This window comes from Streptomyces sp. NPDC050743, assembly GCF_044456925.1.
Classification (GTDB): domain Bacteria; phylum Actinomycetota; class Actinomycetes; order Streptomycetales; family Streptomycetaceae; genus Streptomyces.
In genome coordinates, this window is record NZ_JBITGJ010000132.1 from 1 (window position 1) to 15,972 (window position 15,972).

Annotated in this window: 12 protein-coding genes and 1 pseudogene; 5 read left to right on the top strand and 8 right to left on the bottom strand. The window is 71.9% G+C overall.

The window, feature by feature from the left end; genetic code table 11:
- Positions 1-390 precede the first annotated feature (390 nt).
- On the bottom strand, positions 391-678 hold the full coding sequence (locus tag ACIBJF_RS46900; protein ID WP_399183797.1) for a hypothetical protein: 288 nt from the start codon (positions 676-678) through the stop codon (positions 391-393).
- An 813-nt stretch (positions 679-1,491) separates the two neighbouring features.
- On the opposite strand from ACIBJF_RS46900, the gene ACIBJF_RS46905 reads away from it, so the two are divergent.
- Positions 1,492-3,078 carry a Na+/H+ antiporter gene (locus ACIBJF_RS46905; RefSeq protein ID WP_399183799.1) on the top strand — a complete coding sequence of 529 codons (1,587 nt, stop codon included), beginning with the start codon at positions 1,492-1,494 and terminating at the stop codon, positions 3,076-3,078.
- Positions 3,079-3,289: 211 nt separating this feature from the next.
- Positions 3,290-4,293 (top strand): annotated as a pseudogene (locus ACIBJF_RS46910) (IS5 family transposase).
- 90 nt (positions 4,294-4,383) lie between these two features.
- Here ACIBJF_RS46910 and ACIBJF_RS46915 read toward each other — a convergent pair.
- Positions 4,384-5,271 (bottom strand): LLM class flavin-dependent oxidoreductase, encoded by an 888-nt coding sequence (locus ACIBJF_RS46915; protein ID WP_399183801.1) that lies wholly within the window; start codon positions 5,269-5,271, stop codon positions 4,384-4,386.
- A 370-nt stretch (positions 5,272-5,641) separates the two neighbouring features.
- Between ACIBJF_RS46915 and ACIBJF_RS46920 the strand changes: the two genes are divergently transcribed.
- Genes ACIBJF_RS46920 through ACIBJF_RS46930 form a run of 3 tightly spaced genes read left to right on the top strand, consistent with a single transcriptional unit; the run spans position 5,642 to position 11,473 of the window.
- Entirely contained in the window at positions 5,642-6,628 is a 987-nt protein-coding gene (locus ACIBJF_RS46920; RefSeq protein ID WP_399183803.1) for a hypothetical protein, read from the top strand.
- A 52-nt stretch (positions 6,629-6,680) separates the two neighbouring features.
- Entirely contained in the window at positions 6,681-8,528 is a 1,848-nt protein-coding gene (locus ACIBJF_RS46925; RefSeq protein ID WP_399183806.1) for an HSP90 family protein, read from the top strand.
- Between the two features lie 2 nt (positions 8,529-8,530).
- A complete protein-coding gene (locus ACIBJF_RS46930) occupies positions 8,531-11,473 on the top strand; it encodes a hypothetical protein (RefSeq protein ID WP_399183808.1) in 2,943 nt (980 codons plus the stop codon).
- Positions 11,474-11,566: 93 nt separating this feature from the next.
- Here the strand turns inward: ACIBJF_RS46930 and ACIBJF_RS46935 are convergent, their stop codons facing one another.
- The 6 genes from ACIBJF_RS46935 to ACIBJF_RS46960 all read right to left on the bottom strand — a co-directional run bounded on the left by ACIBJF_RS46935 (position 11,567) and on the right by ACIBJF_RS46960 (position 15,717).
- Positions 11,567-12,484 carry an alpha/beta fold hydrolase gene (locus ACIBJF_RS46935; protein ID WP_399183810.1) on the bottom strand — a complete coding sequence of 306 codons (918 nt, stop codon included), beginning with the start codon at positions 12,482-12,484 and terminating at the stop codon, positions 11,567-11,569.
- 285 nt (positions 12,485-12,769) lie between these two features.
- A complete protein-coding gene (locus tag ACIBJF_RS46940; protein WP_399183811.1) occupies positions 12,770-13,000 on the bottom strand; it encodes a hypothetical protein in 231 nt (76 codons plus the stop codon).
- On the bottom strand, positions 12,997-13,626 hold the full coding sequence (locus ACIBJF_RS46945; protein ID WP_399183813.1) for an AAA family ATPase: 630 nt from the start codon (positions 13,624-13,626) through the stop codon (positions 12,997-12,999). Before ACIBJF_RS46945 ends, ACIBJF_RS46940 begins: the two co-directional genes overlap by 4 nt.
- A 103-nt stretch (positions 13,627-13,729) precedes the next feature.
- Complete coding sequence (locus ACIBJF_RS46950) at positions 13,730-14,302, bottom strand: hypothetical protein (RefSeq protein WP_399183815.1); 573 nt, start codon at positions 14,300-14,302, stop codon at positions 13,730-13,732.
- A gap of 193 nt (positions 14,303-14,495) precedes the next feature.
- Positions 14,496-14,795: a hypothetical protein gene (locus ACIBJF_RS46955; RefSeq protein WP_399183817.1), complete on the bottom strand. Its 300-nt coding sequence runs from the start codon at positions 14,793-14,795 to the stop codon at positions 14,496-14,498.
- Between the two features lie 67 nt (positions 14,796-14,862).
- Entirely contained in the window at positions 14,863-15,717 is an 855-nt protein-coding gene (locus ACIBJF_RS46960; protein WP_399183818.1) for a mycofactocin-coupled SDR family oxidoreductase, read from the bottom strand.
- Between the last annotated feature and the right edge of the window lie 255 nt (positions 15,718-15,972).

Below are 15,972 nucleotides of genomic sequence, written 5' to 3' on the forward strand. Positions count from 1 at the left end.
TGAGAGCTCTCGATCATCGTGGGCGGCATCACCGCCGTGCGGGGTGGACGCCGGATCGCCCCGACGGCGATCCGGCTGTCCCTGCCCTGCTCCGCGGGAGTCCGATTCCTCCCCGGCCCGAAGGCCGGGCATCCTCGGAGGAACCCGGTGCACGTCAGCTCGAAGGGCCGAGCAGCCCGACCGTGGCCGGCACCCAGGAGTGCGGGGCCGAACGGCCCGTCCCCGCCGGAGGGCGCCAGCCACACCGCCAGGTGGACGAAGCCGTGCAGGACAGGAGGCCGAGGCCAGTGGGGTGGTCATGGCGCGGTACTCGGTTCGTCGCCGTCTTGGTCGAGCCGGAAGGGCGGGTAGACGTCGGTGAGCAGCGCCGTAGGCGGCCAACCGCTGGCGTCAGGCGCGGTCCCGTTCGTTCGTCTCCTCGATGGCTGCGGCCCGGGTGCGACGGCGGCCGAGCAAGGTGCATCCCAAAGTCACCAGGCCGATGGCCATGACCTTGGAGACCCCGTAGTAGCCGGACGCCGGTTCCTCCGGGGTGCCGGGCAGCCGGAGATGGACCCATGCCGCCGCGAGGCCCCCGAAGACGATCAGTGCGACAGCCCCCCACGTCCCGAGGTCCGCCCACCACGGCCCCGGGATGTAACCCCGCTCGTCGGTCTGTTCAACGTCCTTGTCGGCCACGGTCTGTTCTCCTGGGCATGTGGTGGCGGTCGCGGGGGAAGACGCGGGTCCGGCGCGGAAGGTTCACCGGGCCAAACGTTCTTTGTGGGGAGCGGGCGGAGGGGAGCGGCTTGGTCCAGGGCTCGGTGTGGGCGATGTCCGTTGTAGCAGGTGTCGAACTCGCGGAGCGCGTGGAATCGGGGCTGGCTGCCCGCGTCCCCGAGGTCCCTGAGGAGATTGCGTCCGAGCCGCACGATCCGGTCCGCGGTGGAGTGCGCGGTGGCATCCGGGATCCGGATGCGCCGCGTTCTCAGCCTGCCGGACGAACGCGGTGGCTGCGTCCTGTCGCCCTCCCGGACCGCACTCGACGCCGTCGCCGGCCGACTCTCCTCCCGTCTTGCCGGCGGCGCCGATCGTAGGAGCCGCAACGGCGGGCACCCCCAAGGAGGTCCCCGCAGCGGCCGAACGAGCCCGCCGCATCGCAGCCGTCGCGGACGAGACCGTGGTCGCCTCACTCGACTGCGACTTCGACCGGCGCCGTACGGCTCAGGCGCTCGACGTCGCCCCGACATGGTCGACAACCGCCTGGCCCGTGTCACCGAGCTGACCGGCGTGGGCCCGCACACCGCCCGCGGCGTCCGACTCTTCGGCGCCGCGCTCACCCTGCATCGGTTCGCCGGTCGGGACTGACGGTGACGCCTCCGGGCTCGGACAAGGCGCCGGGCACCGGACGGTCGTTGGCCCCCGTCGGCTGCGTCACCGCAGTACGTCGGTTACGTTGGTTGAGCACCTGGCCGCAGGGGGGTCACAAGCCGTAACCCACGGGGACGCTCCATGACCGGCGTGATCGTCGTCCTGCTGTTGGTGGTCCTGGCCACCGCCGTGGCGACGGGTGCCCGGCGCTGGAGCCTGCCGGCCCCCTCGCTCCTCGTTGTCGCGGGTCTGGTCGTGGGGCTGATTCCCTGGGTGCCCGAGGTCCGCCTGCCGCCTCACGTGATCAACGTGCTGGTGCTGCCGCCGCTGCTCTACGCCTCGGCCGGGGAAATCTCCGTCCGCGACCTGCGCACTGTATGGCGGCCCGTGACCGGTCTGGTATTCGGCCTGGTCCTCGCCTCGGCCCTCGCCGTCGGGTACGTGGCCCATGCGATCACGCCGCTCACTGCCGCGACCGCGTTCATCCTCGGCTCGGTCCTGGCCAGCACCGACCCCGTGGCCGTGACCGCGCTCGGCCGGCGCCTGTCTCTCCCATCGCGTGTGCAGGCCATGGTGCAGGCGGAAAGCCTGTTCAACGATGCCACCTCACTGGTCCTGTACAAGGTCGCCGTGGCCACCGTGGTGTCCGGCAGCGCCATCAGCGTGCCCGGGACCGTCGTGCAGTTCCTGATCCTCGCAGGCGGAGGAGCCCTCATCGGGGCGGCGGTCGCCGCAGTGGAGACGCTGATCCGCAGACGGACCGACGACCCCATGCTGGAGACCGTCATCGCGTTGGTCACTCCCTACGCCTCCTATGTCATCGCGGAGCAGTCGCACACCTCCGGCGTGACCGCCGTCATCGTGGCCGGGGTCGTCCTCGGCAGCACCGGCCACAAGCTCGGCGACGCCCCCGTCCGCCTCCAGGTGCACGCCGTCTACGACACCGTGGCCTTCCTGCTGGAGAGTGTCGTCTTCGCCCTGATCGGCCTCGAGCTCCCGTGGGCCGTCCGTCATCTCGCGCGCGACGAGCACGGCTGGCCGCTGTGGGTGCCGGCGATCGCCTTCACTCTGCTGGCGATCCGTCTGCTGTGGATCTTCCCGCTGTCCGCCCTGATCCACCACCGGCACATGGAGGGCGACAACCGCCTCTCCTGGCGGGTTCCGGCCGTCCTGTCCTGGGCGGGCACCCGAGGTGTCATGCCGCTGGCGGCCGCGCTCTCCATCCCCCTGGTCACCCACACAGGGGCGCCGCTGCCGCACCGGGCGCTCATTCTCACGCTCACCACCGGGACCGTCGCGCTCACTCTCGTCTTCCAGGGCTTCACTCTGGCTCCTGTCGTGCGCCGCTCCGGCATCGCTCTGGAACCGGAGCACACCGCCCGCGAGGAGGCCCGGACCCGCCGGCGCATCGCCCGCGCCGCTCTCGAGGAGCTCAAACTGCTGGGCGATCTGGATCAGCTGGCCGATCTGGGTACCGCCGCCGAGGCCGCCCTGAAACAGGCCCGTCGTCATCTGGAAGCGCGCATCCACCAGGTCGAGGACGCGCACTACACCGACCCGGACGCCCGCCCCGCCGACGCCTACCGCGAGATTCGCCGGACACTCATCGCGATCGAGGCGGCCGAGCTCCAGCGCCTCTACGAAGCGAACAAGATCAGCAACGCCACCCGGCGCCGGATCCAGCACGAACTCGACCTCGAAGAAGCCAGCCTCCGCCCCCGCGACTGACCGAAGTCCGGTTCGGCAGGTGGAAGTGCCGTTGTGCCACTACAACCGTGTCGTCGGCCCGTCGATTTCCCCTCGGACACACCTTCGCAAAGCCTGGTGAGTGCTCTGACCAGGCTTTGCGAAGGTGTGTCCGACTAGGGCCTGTGTGATGTCGTGATCTATTTTGCAGATTCGGATCCGGTAGGAAGGCGGATCCGGTAGGAACAAGACCGTGACGCGCAGGCAACTCACCGACGAGCAGTGGAAGTTGATCGAGCCGTTTTTGCCGATAGGTGAGTACGGTCCGTACCCTGAGCGGTTGCGGGATCAGTTTGAGGGGGTGATCTGGCGGTTCAGGGCGGGCGCGCAGTGGCGTGAGATGCCGGGCGAGTTCGGGCCCTGCCCGACCGTCTACGGGCGCTTCCGGGTGTGGCGGAATGCCGGTGTCTTCACCGCTCTGCTGGAGGGCCTGATCGCCGAAGCCGCCCGCCAGGGCAAGACAGACTTGTCCCTAGTCAGCGTGGACTCCACGACCGTCCGTGCTCACCACGACGCCGCCGGGATGATCGTCGGCAAGGACGTCCTGGAGGCTATCGAGGAAGCCGCCGCCGAGCAGGAAGAGGCCCGGCAAAAAGGAGGGACGAGAGGGAACAGAACGGGCGGGACGGAGGAAACGAGCCTGAGCGTGCCGAGCGCCGACGCGTCCGCCGCCAGCGCAGGCTCCGGTTGAAGGAAGCCCTGCTCGGAAGGTCCCGCGGTGGATTGACCAGCAAGATTCATCTCGCTGGCGACCGCAAGCGCCGCCCTTTGTCGTTCGTTCTGACCGCCGGGCAGGCCGCGGACGGCCCCCAATTCGTCCCCGTGCTGAAAAGGATCCGCGTCCGTCTGCCGGTCGGTCGGCCCCGCACCCGGCCGGGCGCGGTCGCTGCGGACAAGGCGTACTCGTCCCGCGCCAACCGCGCCCACTTGCGGAAATGCCACATCAGGGCTGTTATCCCGGAGAAGAAGGACCAGGCCGCCAACCGCAAGAAGAAGGGCAGCCGGGGCGGCCGTCCCGTCGCTTTCGACGCCGATCTTTACCGTGACCGCAACACCGTCGAGCGACTGATCAACCGGCTGAAGGACTGGCGCGGCATCGCCACACGCTTCGACAAGACGCCCGAGAGCTACCTCGCCGGCCTCGAACTGCGCGCCTCGATGATCTGGCTCGGAGATCTCTTGCAAGCAGCCGATTGATCACGACATCTCACGGGCCCTAGTAACCAGGTTTTCGGCACACGGGCACTGCGCGTCGTCAAACCGCGACCGGACGCCGGCGGCGACATCTCAGCTTGTCCGCAGGGTGAGCGCCCGGACCAACCGGTCCACTGATCGCCCGATCTTGGGCGTCAGTGCGATGATCAGCTCATCGACGTCGAGCAGGGCGTATTCATCGATGATGCGGGCCAGATCGTCAGGTGTGCCGGCGAACACGCCGTCGTTGTCGTCCACGCCCGGGTGGTCGGGATCCGCCACGGACACGCCCACCGTGACGTGTAGCGAGCCCACTTCCCGGTCCTCGTCGGCCAGCGCCCGCTCCATCGCGGCAAGCCGTGCACGCAGCCGGTCGTCGGGCGCGCCATGCCAGGCGGTGTTCCAGGCCTGGGCGTGACGTGCGGTCATCCGCAGCAGGCGTGGGCCGTCACCGGCGACCAGCAGTGGAATCCGTCGGTCGGGCGATGGCAGCAGCGACGCGTTCCGCAACTGGTAGAACTGACCGGGCGTGGTGACGACGGCGCCCCGCAGCAGCCCACCGACGATCTCCAACGTCTCCTCGAAGCGCGCGAGACGGTGATCGTTCGGGAAGCCGTACGCCTCGTACTCCAGGCCAGGGAATCCGGCGCCGAGCCCCAGCACAAGGCGTCCACCGCTGATCCCGTCGACCGTTGCTGCCATCTTCGCCAGCAGCGCCGGATGCCGAAACGAACTGCAGGTCACCAGCGTGCCCACCGTCACCCGCCGGGTGGACGCGGCCAACGCGGACAGGATGGTCCATGCCTCCAACACGCCTTCTGGCGGGTTACCTGGCGGCTCGCTCACGAGATGGTCACAGATCCACACTGAATCCAGCCCCGCCGATTCTGCGTGCAGGGCCAGCGCGCACACGTCGGGCCAGCCTGGCATCCGCCCCTGTCCGTCCGACTTGGACATCGGCAGCGTCACACCAATCCTCATGGGTGGACAGTCAACCAGGTTCGCAAGAGCGAGGCCTGGGCCGCGCAGGGAAAGTCGGCGTGACCGAACCGGTCTGCTACGCAGGGCGGTCCCGTTCAGCAATGCGTCGCTGCAGGTCGTAGGGCGTTGGGTGGTGCGCACGCGTCACACCAACGTCGTTCCGGACCGGGGCCCCACCACCGGGACTCGATCACAACTCAAGACAGACCCTAGGTGGTCGAAATGGGCTCGTGAACCCTCCGGCGGCGCCGGACGTGGGCGAGGGCGGGGCCGAGCCCGTGGACCGCCCGTGGAAACCCTGTGGAAGCGGTGTCGGTGGTGCCGCTTATGCTGCACCAAACGATCACGCGGGACCTGGGGAGGGCGCGGCATGTTCGGCAAGCTGTTCGGCAGGGGTGGGGACAGACCGGCGGCGGATCCGTACGCGCTTCCCGTCCCGCGCAAGCAGAAGGACGGGATGTACACGCTGCGCGCCCTCGGGGACGCTCGGGTGCTCGCGTTGGTGGAGGCGGCGGAGGCGGGTGACTGGGAGGCGGTCAAGGCGGCGTCGGCTCCCTTCGACCTCGGCCGCGACCACCAGGTCCTGGGCGAACTGGCCGACCTGGCCGGTGTGCAGGACTGGATCGGCCGGGCCGTCGAGGAGGACAAGGAGCACCAGGCGACGGCCCTGCTGATATCCGGGGCGCGCCACATCATCTGGGGCTGGGAGGCGCGCACCAGCGCGCGTGCCGTGGACGTCACGCAGGAGCAGTGGCGGGTCTTCCACGAGCGGCTCCACATCGCGGAGGAACAGCTGCTGGAGGCCGCCGAGTTGCGGCCGGAATGGGTCACGCCCTGGCGCCGTCTGCTCACCTCCGGCCGCGGCATGTCCCTGGGCCCGGCCGTCAACGAGACCCGGCTCGACGCCGCCCTGCGCCGCGACCCGCTGGACCTGGAGACCCACATCGAGTGGGTGTCGTACCTTCAGCCCCGCTGGAGCGGCGAGCCGGGCCAGGCACTCGCGTTCGCCCGCGAGGCGTTCGCCGGCGCGCCCGAGGGCCACCGTATCGGCTGTGTGATCGCCATGGCGCACATCGAGGACTGGGTGGAGTCGGACAGCAAGAACTGCCTCGTCACCCCTGAGATCCAGGACGAGTTGCTGGAGGCGGCCGAGCACAGCATCCTCCACCCCGCCTACGAGCGACGCCCTGGCTGGCAGGAGGACTTCAACATCTTCGCCATGGCGTTGTCGCTGGCCTCCGAGAGCATCGCGCTGCCGCGCGTCTTCCGAGAGCTCCAGGGCGCTTACACCTCGTGGCCGTGGAAGTACATGGCGCAGCCGGAAAAGATGTACGCCCGCGCCCGGCGCAACGCCTGAGCCCGCCACCCCCATCTGCCACTCCTCGAACACCCCGACCCCGGACTGCCCGATGACTCTGCCCGACACCCCGCCCCGCCCGGCCGGCACCGACCGCACCTTCCAGGTGGATCTGCGCGGCCTCGTCGATCTCCTCTCCCACCACCTCTACTCCAGCCCCCGCGTCTACCTGCGCGAACTGATGCAGAACGCGGTGGACGCGCTGACCGCGCGGCACGGCCTCGAACCGGGTGCCGCGGCCGGCGCCTTCGGTATCCGCCTGTACGCCGACGGTTCGGTGGTGCGCGTCGAGGACGACGGAGTCGGTCTCACCGAGGCCGACGTGCACACCTTCCTCGCCACGATCGGCCGCAGCAGCAAGCGCGCCGAGAAGATCGCCGAGCAACGCGCCGACTTCATCGGCCAGTTCGGCATCGGTCTGCTCTCCTGCTTCCTGGTCGCGGACGAGATCCATGTCCTGAGCCGTTCCGCGCGCACTGCCGATGCGCCCGTCGTGGAGTGGCGGGGACGCGGTGACGGCAGCTACTCCGTCCGGACCCTGCCCGCCTCCGCCCGCCCGCGGCCCGGCACCACCGTCACGCTGACGCCCCGCGCCGACGCGGGCGAGTGGACCCGGCCGGCCCAGGTGCACGCGCTGGCCCGGCACTTCGGCTCCCTGCTGCGCCACCCGGTGACCTTCGACGACGGCACGGGCGGCCCGGGCGCTCCCGTCAACCCCGAGCCTGCACCCTGGGCGCGTGCGTACGCCACGCCGGGAGCCCGCTCCCGCGCGCTGGCCGGGTACGGCGAGGACGTCTTCGGGTTCACGCCGCTGGACACCATCGAGCTGGACCTGCCGGCGGTGGGCCTGAAGGGCATCGCGTGCGTGCTGCCCGAGGCTGTGCCGGCCGGACGCCGCCACGGCCACCGCGTGCACGTCAAGGGCATGCTGCTGTCCGAGCAGGCCGAGGAGATCCTGCCCGAGTGGGCGTTCTTCGTCCGCTGCGTCGTCGACGCCGAGAGCCTGCGCCCCACCGCGTCCCGCGAGTCCCTGTACGAGGACGACACCCTCGCCGCCGTCCGCGACGCCCTCGCCGAACGGCTGCGCGCGTGGATCGCCCGGACCGCCGCCAGCGACCCGGACCTCCTCGGCCGCTTCCTCCAGGCCCACCACCTGGCCGTGAAGTCGCTGGCGGTGCACGACGACGAGATCCTGCGGATGCTGCTGCCGTGGCTGCCGTTCGAGACCACCGACGGACACGCCACGCTGGACGAGTTCGCGCGCACCCACCGCACCGTGCTCGTGACGTCCAGCGTGGAGGAGTTCCGGCAGGTCGCCGCGATCGCCTCGGCCGCCGGGCTCGGCGTCGTCAACGGCGGCTACACCTACGACCGCGAACTGGTCCACCGGCTGCCGGAGATCAGGCCGGAGGTCAGCGTCGCCGACCTCGACCCGGCCACGCTCACCGCCCACCTCGACCCGGTCGACCGGGAGACGGAACTGGCCGCAGCGGCCTACCTCGCCCTGGCCCGCGACGCCCTCGCCGTCTTCGACTGCGACGTCGCGCTGCGCACCTTCCAGCCCGCCTCCGCCCCCGCCCTGCTCCTCGACAGCCGCGAGGCCCGGCACGAGCGCACCCGTTCCCAGCTCGCCCGCGAGCAGCAGGGAGGCCTGTGGGGCGACATCCTCGGCCATCTGCGTCAGGAGGCTCCGCGGGCCCAGCTGATCCTCAACCAGCTCAACCCACTGGTCCGCACCGCCGTCACCATCGACGAACCCGAGCTGGCCCGCACCAGCGCCGAAGCCCTCTACGGGCAGGCCGCGATGCTGTCCCGGCGCCCGCTCAGGCCCGCCGAGTCGAGCCTCATCAACCGCTCCTTCCTCGACCTTCTCGCCCACGCCCTCCGCAAGGACAGCTGACGATGCCGACCGCACCCCAGACCATTGACGAGCTGTACCAGGCGCTCCAGGAGAACGACCGGCGCCCCTACGGCCGTACCCGCACCGTCACGGCCGAGGAACTGGTCGACGCCGCCGAGCAGTTCGCCGAGCCCCTCCCGCTCGTCCACGCGCTCCTCGAACTCCAGGAGGCGTACACCTACGGCTCCGAACCCCGCAAGTCGCCCGTCGTCTTCGCCCGCCTGCTCACGCTCTTCGACGAGCAGCCCGACGTCTTCGACGAGCGCCTGCGCCACATGCTGTTCTGGCGGTTCAAGTGGGTGGCCCACGCCCTGCGCCAGCTCCCCGAGATACCTCTGACCAGCCTGCGCCAGTGGCTGACGGAGATGCGCGACCGGTACGAGAAGGCCGGCCTCGGCCTCCAGCCCTACTACGGACAGGCGTACCAGCTCGCCGCCCACATCGGCGAGGACACCACCCCCGCCTACGAGCTGTGGGCGGGCCGCACCCGCACCAGGCTCAGCGACTGCGAGGCCTGCGAGATCTGCGAGCGCGCCCTGTACCACCTCACGGCCGGCGACGACGAGCGGGCGCTGCGCACCTGGGAGCCCGTCCTGGCCGGGAAGGAATCCTGCCAGGAGGAGCCCGCCCGCTCCGTCTCCTACGCGCTGCTTCCCCTGCTGCGCACCGGCCGCACAGACCGGGCCCGCGAGCTGCACCTCGCCGGGTACCGCGCCTGCCGCCGCAACCCCTCGATGTCCCAGGAGGTCGGCCGGCACCTGGAGTTCTGCGCGCTGACCGGCAACGAGGCACGCGGCCTGGAACTGCTCGCCGAGAACCGGAGCCTGTTCGACGAGGTCGACTCGCCGCTGGACCTGCTCGGTTTCCTCACCGGCGTGGAGGTCCTCCTCCAGCGCGTCGAGTCCCTGGGCCACGGCGAACTGCCCGCCGCCGGATACGCCGGCCGCACCTGGACGGTGGCAGCCTTGCGCGCCGAGGTGCGTGGCCGCGCCGACGACCTCGCCGCCCGCTTCGACGCCCGCAACGGAACCACGGCCCACACCGACCGGCGCAGGGCCCGCCTCGACCGGGCCCCCCTGCTGGACGCACTGGAACTGACCCTGCGCACCCGCGTTCTCGACGACGTGGCCCCGGCCATGCCGGCCACCCCGGCCACCGCGCCCGCCGCCCGCACGGCCGCCGCCGTCCCCGAGTCGCTGCCCGAACTCATCCTGCGGGCAAGGGCGCTGGACGAGCAGGGGCATCCGGACGCGGTGGCCTGCTGGGCACGGCTGCGCACGCTCGTCGCCGCCCCCGACTACGCCCACCCCGACGACCCGGCCGTGGGACCGCTCGTCCTGCTGCGCGCGGACCTGCTGGCCGACGAGGCGGGCCGGGTGGGCGAGAAGGACGAGTTCGAGGAAGCCGCCGCCCTGTACGAGGAGGCCGCGAGACTGTACGACGAGGCCGGAGCGCCGGGTCACGCGGCGCTCGCGCGCGCCTGCGCCCTGCTCCCCACCGGCGAGATCCCTGCGGAGCGTGCCGACGGCGCGGAAGCGAAGGCCGCCGCGCTGACCGCCGCCCACGCGGCACTCGTCCGTCTGCACGAGGAGACGACCGGCCTCGCCCCCTACCAGGAGGCCCGTCTGCTGCGGCTGCGGGCGAGCGCGCTCGGCCTGCGGCTGCAGACGTCGGGGAACGAAGAGCACATCGCGCCGGTCCTCGCCGAAGTGGCCCTGCTGCTCGCCTTCGCCACCCGGCACGACATCGCCGGACAGGTCTCCGGCGCCCTGCTGCTGCGGGCGAGCACATACGCCCTGTCCGGCGATCTGCCCGCCGCGGCCACGGAGATCGACGCCCTCCTCGACCGGCTGAAGGCGCACGGCCCCGCCTGGCACCTGCCCCGCACGCTCGGCCTGCGCGGCCGGATCCAGCTCGGCCTGAGGGACGCGCAGGCCGCGCACGCGGACCTGACCGAGAGCCTGCGCCTGGCCGCCGACTGGCCGTCCGACAGGGGCGACACCGCCCGCCTCCACGGTGATCTGGCACAGGTCTGCATGCACCTGGGCCGCCCCGACGAGGCACTGCGGCACCTGACGCGCTCCGCGGAGCTGGAACTGCGCCACGGCAGCCGGACGGACGCGTTCTGCACCTACAGCAACGCCGCGCAGCTCAGCCTCGACCTGGGCCGCGTCGAGGACAGCATCGCCCTGCTCGACTCCCTCCTGGCCGAACCGGACGTCGCCGCCGGAGAGCTGGACGACCGGCTCGTCGCCCAGCTGCGCCTGACCCGCGCCCGCGCGCTGCACGCGGGCGAGGACCTCAAGGCCGCCACGGTGGAGTTCGCCGCCCTCGCCGCCGAGTCGGCCGGCTGGGACGACGACCCCGGGAGCCACGCCATGATCGCCGCCGAGACCGCCGTACTCCTCGCCGAGTCCGGCGAGTTCGGCCGCGCCCGCGAGGCCGCGGACCAGGCCCTCGCCGCCCACGCCCGGGCCCCGCGCTACGAGCAGCTCAGCAACTGCCTGCGCGAACTCGCCCGCCTCCAGGCCCAGCAGCAGGGTCCCGAGGGCCTGGCCGACGCCCTCGCCTTCCTCGCCGACGCGGGCAGGATCGCCGACGAGGCCCGCGCCGCGGGGTACGAGGCCCGCGGCCGCGCCCTGGACCCCGCCCTGGCCTACGAACACGGACGGGTCAACGCCTACGCGCGTGAGTACGAGACCGCCCTGGCCGCCCTGGACGAGGCGCTCGGCCTGCTCGGCGAACCGGGATCCGACGAGGACCACGCCGGCGAGTGGGCCGAGTGCGTCCGGCTCGCGGGTGCCGTGGAGGGCATCTACCTGGAACGCCCCGCCCCCGCCCTCACCCGCCTCGACGCGGCGGTCTCCCGACTCACCGCCCTGGGCCACACCGAGGAGACCGAGCCGCTGACCTCCCTGGCGGCCCGGCTGCGCGCCAAGGGCTGATGCGGCGGCGCGGTGCCGGGGCGCCCGGCCCGCCCCGGCACCGTGGGCGCCGCCGTCCCGGCGCCCCACCTCGGCGCCGGGGCGGCCGTGGAGTCACCGGGATGCCGCGATCGATGCCGCCGTGAGCCTGTCCACGGCCGTCGCGACCGCCTCGGGGCTGGAGATCATCGTCAGGTGCCGGGCGCCCGGGATGAGCGTCGCCGGAGGTGCGCCGATGCGCCGGGCGGTCTCCTGCGGAGTCTGCCGGGTGAACACGTCGTCCTGGGCCCCGAACACCACCGACTTGGGCAGGCGCGCCCCGGCGAGCCGCGCCACCTGGTCCGCGGGCAGACCCGGCACCCCGGCGGCCAGCATGCTCCAGAGCGCGTCCTCCGCGCCCGGCACCCGGAGCGGGCGTCGCCACTGATCCAGGCCGGCGGCGTCCAGGCGCGGACAGGCGGGCCCGCACTGCGCGTCGTACACGCTGCGGATCAGCGCGTCGACGCCGAGCCCGATCCGCAGCAGGCTGGTGCGGTACGGCTCGATCAGCACGTGCTTGAAGGCCGGCGGCGGCCCGGCGCCCGTGTCGAGGGCGTCGCCGTCGAGGAGCATCACACCGCCCAGCCGGCCAGGGGACCGCAGGGCCGCCTCGGTGACCACGGCGGCTCCGCTGGAGTGCCCCACCAGCAGCGGGCGCTCGCCCGGACCGTCGAGGTGCATGGCGTCCAGGAAGCCCAGGAGCTGCCGGGTGAAGTGGTCGACGGTGTACGGGCCGTGGCGCTCGCTGTATCCGTCGCCCGTCAGGTCGAGGGCGTACACCCGGTGGTCGCGGGCGAGCAGCGGGGCAAGGCGCGACCAGGTGTCCACGGATTCGAAGGCGCCGTGCACCAGGACGACCGGTGGGCCCGCCGTACCCCAGGTCTGGTAGCGCGTGCGGATGTCGGCGGCCTGTACGTACCTGAGCCCCCGCGGCGGCGCGGCGCGCCCGGCGGTGACGCCGTTGTAGACGAACGAGGCCACTGTGACGACCACCAGCACGACGGCACAGCCCAGTGCGGTGCGCTGAAGCCACCGCCGCAGCCGGGAGCGGCGCGGCCGGTGCGCGCGCTCGGCAGGGGGCGAGGGCGGAGCGGATTCCGGACGGGCGCCCCCGTCCCCGCCCCCGTCTCCCTCCCCGTCTCCGTCTGCGGCTGTGGCTCGGCGAAGATCAGCTGTCACAGCGGACAGCATCGCCCATGCCGCATCCGCGGTCATCCTGCGGGGGGAGCCATCGTGACTACTCCGCCGGGTGTAGGGGAGTGCGTGATCGATGCCGGCCTACGGGTCCTGTCGCAGCGGTCGCAGGACCGCCTCGCCTGCGCGCACGAGCGCGGACAGCGGTTGTCCCGCCCAGCCGGTGAGGTCACGTGCGAAGGCGAGGTCCACTTCGACGGTCACCTTGAGGTAGCGGGTGTCCAGCCGGGTGACCTTGGTGGGAGCGGACGCGGGGGCCGTCGTGTCCGGTCGACGCCGCAGCGCGGCCCGATAGGTGTCCTTGCGCTGGTTCATACGCCGTCCTGACGGTTGATGAGCTCCTCGGCGAGGTCCATGTACGCCGTGCCCTTCACCTCGACGGGGCTGCCGAAGGACTGGGAGTACAGGTCGAGTCGCGGGATATGCGTGGACAGCACGTCGAAGCCCCGCTCGGTGAGGGCTTCGCGGGCGTCGGCGTCGGGACCGGTGCGCGTGGCGTCGGGGCGGTTCGTGCGGTTCAGCAGGACGGCGGCGCGGGCCGGGTGGGAGCGCAGGGACTGCATGTCGTCCATTTCGCGGTCGATGGGCGCCATCCGGTCCAGCTCGATGGGGGCCGGGGTCACGGGCACGATCCACTCGCTCGCGTACCGCATGACGCCCCGGGCGATGTGGGCGTGGTCCTCCAGCTGCGGGGCGTCGAACACCACGGCCCGTCGGTTGTCGAGAAAGTCGTTCACCCGCCGGTGCACGTCGCCCACGGGAAGGGCGAGCACGGGGAACGGGAAACCGCCCGCCAGTTCGCTCCAGCGCAGCGCGGAAGAGGCGGGGTCGCTGTCCACGAGCAACGGAGACAGGCCCGATGCGTGCAGCGCGTGGGCCAGCCAGACCGCGCTGGTCGTCTTGCCCACTCCGGGTTTGAGGTTCACGAATGCATAGCTCAACGGCACAGGAGCCGACGCTAACGGCCGGGCACCGGCGCCGGCCGTCGGCGCGGAGCCACCGCGCACGGTTCACCCCGCGGCGCCGGTGAATCATTCCCGCGGGCTAACCTCCCGGTGACGTGGGGAGGGCGCCGATGCGCCAGGCCGGCGTACGGTCCCGGGGGCGGGTCGCGGCCTGGGCGGAGAGGCTGACGGCGGTCAGGTCGAGGACCGCCCGGGTGAGGCCGGCGGCCGAGTCGAGGGCGCCGGGGTCGGTGCGCCGGCGCTGCCGGGAGACGCTCGCGACCAGACGGCGGAACTGCTCGGCGACCGGTTCGCCGAGGGCGGCGTCGGGCAGCAGCACCGCCGGGGACCGTCCCTGCAGCCGGGCGACGGCCGCGCCGATCACGCCCGCGAACAGACCGCCGGGACCCAGTCCCAGGACGGCCCGTACCCGCAGTCCGCGGGCTCGTACGTCGTCGGTCCACGGCACCAGGTACGCGTCGAGGTCCAGCCCCGAGGGCCGGTGCCCGGCGGGGCCCGGCAGGGCCTGCCACACGGTGTGCTCGGTCTCCAGCAGCGGCGCCGCGTCCCGCAGGTCGGTGCCCGTCGGGCCGAGCAGGGGGCGGCACACCGCGAGGACCAGTTCGTGGGAGTCCCCACGGTGCAGTTCCTCCCAGCAGACGAGATCGTGCACGCGGCCTCCTTCGGACGGGGTGCGCGCAACGGCGCGGCGGGGAAAGGCTCGGCGTGGAAACACGCGGCGTGGGAAGGACGCGGCCGGCGAAGGCGGGGCGCGGAAACCGTGCGCCCGCCCTCTGCGGGGGATCAGAGGGCTGCCCACACGGTTTCCGCGCGTCGTGAGGCCGCCTTCGGGGTGGCCGTTCCCGTCAGGCGCGCTGGCCGGTGACGGCCATCCGGCCGAAGTTGCCGGCGACGGTCCCGCCGGTCAGCGCGTCACCGTCGATGATGAGGTCGAAGTCCATCTTCATGGGCATCGGGCGCACCATGTTGATGGTGAACTGCGCACGGTCGCCCTCCAGGCGGCCGTTCTCGATGCCGACCGTGCTGCCCATGGCGGTGGCGGTGCCGCTGAGCGCGGCCCCGTTCTGCTTGACGTCCACGGTGCCGTGCTGCGGGCCGATGGGAGAGGCGATGGTGATGGACCACGTGCCGTCGAAGGCGCTCATTGATTCTCCGTAGGTTGGTCGGTGGCCTGGATAGGCCGGGTGGGGCTTGCGGACCCGCCCGGGCGGCTCAGCGCTGGATCGCCCGCTGCGCCAGGGCCCCGGCGTCGATCTTCAGCTGTACGCCGGTGAGGTACCGCGATTCGTCCGAGGCCAGGTAGACCACGGCGTGCGAGATGTCGATCGGATCCAGCAGCGGAACGCCCAGGGCGTGGAAGTTCCTGAAGAGCACCTCGGCGTCCGCCTCGGTGGGGTGCTCCAGATCGGGACGGTAGGTGCGGTAGGTGGACTCGTTCTGCACCATCCGGGTGGCCACGTTGCCCGGATGGACCGCGTTGACGCGGGTGCCCTTGGGAGCCAGCTGCACGGCGAGCCAGTCGACGTAGTCGACGAGCGTCTTCTTGGAGAAGCTGTAGCCGTAGCCGCCGGGTCCGGCGACCGCGTTGCCGGCGAGCTCCGGGGCCAGGCCGGCGACCGAGCCCATCACGATGACGGAGCCGCCGTCGACGAGGTGGGGCAGGGCGGCGTGGACGGTGGAGATCGAGCCGAGCAGGTTGACGTCGATCGTCTCGGTGAAGGCGGACAGCGGCCGGTCCATGCCGACCGGGCTGATGCCCGCGTTGGCCACGACCACGTCGAGCCGGCCGAGTTCCTCGACCGCCTCGGCGAACGCGCGGTCGAGCGCGGGCCGGTCGCGGATGTCGAGCTCGCGGGTCACCGCCCGCCGTCCGAGCTTGCGGACCAGCTCCGCGGTCTCCTCCAGGTCCGTGGAGGTCGACATGCCGTAGTCGGCGACGGGAATCTCCTGGCAGATGTCGAGCGCGATGATGTCCGCGCCCTCCTCGGCCAGTCGCAGCGCGTGGCTGCGGCCCTGTCCGCGGGCGGCTCCGGTGATTGCGACGACCTTGCCCTCGACGCGGCCCATGATTCGCCTCCGTAGGCACTTGGAAGGATTGCGTGTGCGCGGGCTGCGGGCCCTGCGCGTCCGTCACGGCGTGGCCGCACCGGGTGCAGGCCGCCTGGGGCTTCTATATAGCCACGGCCCCGGAAGGCGTACGACCCCTAGATTCACGGTCGGTGCAGACCTAGAAGATCACTGAAAATCTCGGGTTCTGGCCTCGCGGGTGCTGGCGTGGGGTCAGACTGCTGTGTGTGCGGGGGGAATGGGCTGGGGAGACGG

Excerpts from the sequence above, each read along its gene's own strand:
- ACIBJF_RS46905 (WP_399183799.1), top strand. The coding sequence starts at position 1,492 with ATGACCGGCGTGATCGTCGTCCTGCTGTTGGTGGTCCTGGCCACCGCC.
- ACIBJF_RS46955 (WP_399183817.1), bottom strand. The coding sequence starts at position 14,795 with ATGAGCGCCTTCGACGGCACGTGGTCCATCACCATCGCCTCTCCCATC.
- ACIBJF_RS46960 (WP_399183818.1), bottom strand. The coding sequence starts at position 15,717 with ATGGGCCGCGTCGAGGGCAAGGTCGTCGCAATCACCGGAGCCGCCCGC.
- ACIBJF_RS46925 (WP_399183806.1), top strand. The coding sequence starts at position 6,681 with ATGACTCTGCCCGACACCCCGCCCCGCCCGGCCGGCACCGACCGCACC.
- ACIBJF_RS46915 (WP_399183801.1), bottom strand. The coding sequence starts at position 5,271 with ATGAGGATTGGTGTGACGCTGCCGATGTCCAAGTCGGACGGACAGGGG.
- ACIBJF_RS46940 (WP_399183811.1), bottom strand. The coding sequence starts at position 13,000 with ATGAACCAGCGCAAGGACACCTATCGGGCCGCGCTGCGGCGTCGACCG.
- ACIBJF_RS46920 (WP_399183803.1), top strand. The coding sequence starts at position 5,642 with ATGTTCGGCAAGCTGTTCGGCAGGGGTGGGGACAGACCGGCGGCGGAT.
- ACIBJF_RS46930 (WP_399183808.1), top strand. The coding sequence starts at position 8,531 with ATGCCGACCGCACCCCAGACCATTGACGAGCTGTACCAGGCGCTCCAG.